This is a genomic window from Ruegeria sp. AL12, from assembly GCF_056540885.1.
On the sequence record NZ_JBQFXN010000026.1, the window covers coordinates 1 to 3464 of the forward strand.

General features: G+C 55.9%; 3 protein-coding genes. All 3 read right to left on the reverse strand.

From position 1 onward, the window contains the following. Positions 1-336 (reverse strand): hypothetical protein (locus ACR0C6_RS20940; RefSeq protein ID WP_480621020.1); only part of this gene is annotated, 336 nt, incomplete at its 3' end. Between the two features lie 33 nt (positions 337-369). Continuing rightward, positions 370-1529, reverse strand: a protein-coding gene (locus ACR0C6_RS20945) for an IS3 family transposase (RefSeq protein ID WP_480621022.1) whose coding sequence is annotated in 2 segments (ribosomal slippage) — positions 370-1280 and positions 1280-1529 — 1161 coding nt in all. Because the reading frame shifts where the segments join, the coding sequence is not laid out codon by codon here. 189 nt (positions 1530-1718) lie between these two features. Beyond that, positions 1719-2845, reverse strand: a protein-coding gene (locus ACR0C6_RS20950; protein ID WP_480514630.1) for an IS3 family transposase whose coding sequence is annotated in 2 segments (ribosomal slippage) — positions 1719-2584 and positions 2584-2845 — 1128 coding nt in all. Because the reading frame shifts where the segments join, the coding sequence is not laid out codon by codon here. Positions 2846-3464: the final 619 nt, after the last annotated feature.

Genomic DNA, 3464 nt, shown 5'->3' on the forward strand with positions numbered 1-3464 from the left:
GTCTGATCCACCGGATATTTCATCGACAATCTGAGCAAGGCTGCGCCTGGCCTGTTCGGAGGAGAGACACCCGGTAATGGGTTCGCCCTCTTCAACTCGCATGCCGGGAATTGAGAAGGACTCTTCAAACCGCCAAAGGCCAGGATCAACTTCGAAAACCGTACCTTGTGCAAAAGCGGGAGCCGCGTAAACGCCAATGGCTGAAACGAGACAGAGTTTCAGCGAGCGCTGCAGGTTCAGTCGAAAACAAATTGGTGCGTACATTCTTGGAAGGTCCTCTTGTTTTTCGATATCCTGATCTCTCGACCGAAACTTGGCCAAAAGAAGCATCTTCATGGCGTCCTGACCTGCCCCCCGTGGCTCCCTCACTCATAACGAGAGTCTGCGGGTTTGCTTTTCATATTCTTCGTCGTCCGATTGGGCAAGCGCGCCGGGCGCGGAGCCCTCAAATTGCTCAAGCGTCCGGCGCGCTTCTGCGGGTGCTTGGTTTTCGAGTGATGAGTGCGGTCTGACATTGTTGTAGTCGTAGCGCCAGAGCGCCAGCTTGCGGCGGGCATCGTCTAGGCTGTCGAACATCTCCTCGTTCAGGAGTTCGTCGCGCAGGCTGCCGTTGAAGCTCTCGATGAAGGCATTTTGCTGCGGCTTGCCCGGGTCGATGTAGTGCCAGTCGAGGCCGTTGTCGTTGGCCCATTTCAGGATGGCCCGACTGGTGAACTCTGTCCCGTTATCACTGACAATGCTGGCCGGTTTGCCATAGATGCGCACCAGGGCATCAAGTTCGCGTGCTACCCGTGCACCTGGGATGCTCGTGTCGGCCATCAGGCAGAGATTCTCGCGGCAGCAATCGTCGTTCACGGCTAAGATGCGGAACCGACGAGATGCCCCGAACGTGTCGGACAGGAAGTCGAGCGACCAGCGTTCCCCCGGCCTCAGCGCTTGGGGCATCGGTGTCCGCGAGCCACGAGCCCGCTTCCGGCCCCGTCGTCGCCTGACGCCCAACTTCTCTTCTGTGTACAGGCGATACAGCTTCTTGTGGTTCATCACGTATCCTTCGCGTTCGAGCATCACGCCGATCCGCCGATAACCAAACCGACGGCGCTTGGCTGCGACGGCCTTCATCTCCTTGCGTATCTCTGGGTTATCCGGCGGGCGTTCACGCCGGACCGTCTTCGGATCGACACCGACAAGTCGGCAGGCCCGGCGTTGCGAGATACCATGATCCCGCATTGCCCTCAGCGCTGCCTCTCGCCGCTCATTCGGCGTCGTCAGCTCTTTCCCAGCAAGTCCTTCAACACAACGTTGTCCAACATCTGATCTGCGAGCAGACGCTTCAGCTTGGCATTCTCATCCTCCAAAGCCTTTAGCTTGGCCGCATCAGACACTTCCATGCCGCCATACTTCGATTTGAACTTGTAGAATGTGCCTTGGCTCAGACCGTGCTTGCGACACACCTCTGCCGTCGGCATTCCAGCTTCCTGTTCCTTGATCATCCCGATGATTTGCGCCTCGGTGAAACGGCTCTTACGCATCTGTTTGCTCCTTCAAAAAGGTTGAGCAAACTCTACATCACAACGAGGGAAGTTTCGGGGGGCAGGTCATGCTCGATACATCGTTGACATGGGAGTGTCGCCCGAGTTTTTGCAGGAGTCCGCTTCTGTTCCAAGCTCAAAGATTGAGCTGATGGTGAGCAGCCTCATCTGACTGGTCCAAGTTGATTGTTAGTGCATCATCGGCCTGTGATCCATCGGGATGATGGTTTCGGGCGCTGGCGGGCGATAGCCCAGTGCACTGTGGGGGCGTTTTGTGTTGTAGTGTCTCCTCCATTGTTCGATCAGAATTTGAGCTTCGCGCAGGCTGTAGAAGATCTCACCATTGAGCAACTCGTCCCTGAACCTGCCATTGAAGCTTTCACAGTATCCGTTTTCCCACGGGCTGCCAGGTTCGATGTAAGCCGTCTTGGCGCCAACGGCGGCGATCCAGTCTCGGACAGCCTGGGCGACAAATTCCGGCCCATTGTCAGAACGTATGAAACTCGGCGCGCCGCGAAGTATGAACAGGTCTGTCAGGACGTCGATTACATCGGTCGAGTTCAGCTTCCGCTCGACCCTGATAGCCAAACATTCCCGACTGTACTCATCAAGGATGTTCAGCGCCCGGAAGGCTTTGCCATCATCGGTTCGGCAATGGACGAAGTCATAGGACCACACGTGGTTGCGATGCTCTGGTCGAAGCCGGACACATGATCCGTCATTCAGCCAGAGCCGCCCTTTCTTCGGTTGTTTTATTGGCACTTTCAGCCCCTCTCGCCGCCACAGCCGTTCAATCCGTCCGTCGCTGACAGACCATCCAGCCTCCCTCAGCAGCGCTGCGATCCTGCGATAGCCATATCGGCCATATTGACGGGTCAGCTCGATCATGTCGGCCACCAGTCGGTCCTCGTCTGGGCGACCTTGTGGGACGCGCCGTTGCGTGGACCGGTGTTGTCCAAGCACGCGACAGGCGCGTCTCTCGGAAACGTTCAACTGGTTGCGTACATGGTTAATACAAGCACGACGACGAGCGGGGCTCAGTAGTTTCCCTTTGTGGCTTCCGTCAGGATCAGTTTGTCCAACGTCAGATCAGAAACCGCGCGCCGCAGTCGCTCGTTCTCTTTCTGAAGCCGTTTCAGTTCCTTCAACTGGTCTATGCCCATTCCGCCGTACTTTTTGCGCCAGCGGTAATAGGTTTGTTCAACAACGCCGATCTGCCTGATCGAATCAAGACGGGACATGCCTTGCCCCATCAGAACTTCAACCTGCCGTAACTTCGAGACAATCTCTTCGGGCTTCGGTCTCTTGTTTGCCATTCGTGGTCCTCCGTTTCCTAAACATAACGGTGGACCAGTTCAGTTGGGGAGGCTCAATACGCAAACTGCTATTCCCCGCAGCTTGTGTAGGTGTAGCGAAGTGACGCTTCGGTCTTGCATTTTGTTAGTGGAAGACAGCTGCGTCAAATGGCGGGTTACTAAACCCCGCAACGCTGCTGACAACGCAAAGCCGACACGCTAGCCAAAACCATGATCTGATCGATTTTTATTCAGCCGCACTCAACACGGGCGTTTCCGTGACCCTTGAGCTTCGTGTATGAAAGGAAGACACATCAAACACACCGATCTTCCATTCGTCCAAGGCAGACGGTTCGATGTCGAAACGCCCAATACAATGCGAGCGGTTTGATGCAGCAGGCGGATCCTAGGGCCAACCGGTCTTAACCAAACTCAGAGCTGCAGTGAGAAACGGGAACGGATTCTTCATGTGAACGGCCACTTGCAGAAGTGGCACTTATTTGATCGCGGCTGCAACAAGGTCCGCTTTAAAGCATTCCGGTTCGTTTCTTCGCCGTTGCAGCGAAAGACCGCTTCCCCGCCTTTCTGTCCCTTCCCACCGCAAAGGCGAGAACCGCTGCGATACTTGAGGTCTACGCGC